The 512-nt window shown below is 66.0% G+C and carries 1 protein-coding gene; it reads right to left on the bottom strand.

The features are described 5' to 3' along the window. Positions 1-512 (bottom strand): tandem-95 repeat protein (locus tag GY937_19350; protein MCP5058863.1); only part of this gene is annotated, 512 nt, incomplete at both ends.

A 512-nucleotide genomic window follows, 5' to 3' on the forward strand; every position in this document is an offset into this window, starting at 1 on the left:
CATCGTGGGTGTAGGTGAGGGTGCCATCGCCGTTGTTGACGAGGGTGCCGTTGGCCGGGGCACTCGTGATGACGATCGAGGAGAGGTCGAGGGCGTTGTCCGGGTCCGTGTCGTTGCCGGAGAGGTTGATGACGACGGAGGCGCCCTCGTTGACCGAGGCGGAGTCGTTCGCAGCGGTCGGGGCATCGTTCTGGGGATTCACCGTGAGGGTCACGGCGGCGACGTTGCTGGTAGCGCCGGAGACATCGTCGATGGTGTAGGAGAAGGAGTCTCCGACGGTCTCGGATCCATCGTGGGTGTAGGTGAGGGTGCCATCGCCGTTGTTGACCAGGGTGCCGTTGGCCGGGGCACTCGTGATGACGATCGAGGAGAGGTCGAGGGCGTTGTCCGGGTCCGTGTCGTTGCCGGAGAGGTCGATGACGACGCTCGCACCCTCGTTGACCGAGGCCGAGTCGTTCGCGGCGGTCGGGGCGTCGTTCTGGGGCGTGACCGTGAGGGTCACACCGGAGACC

The organism is bacterium (assembly GCA_024228115.1).
Lineage (GTDB): Bacteria > Myxococcota_A > UBA9160 > UBA9160 > UBA6930.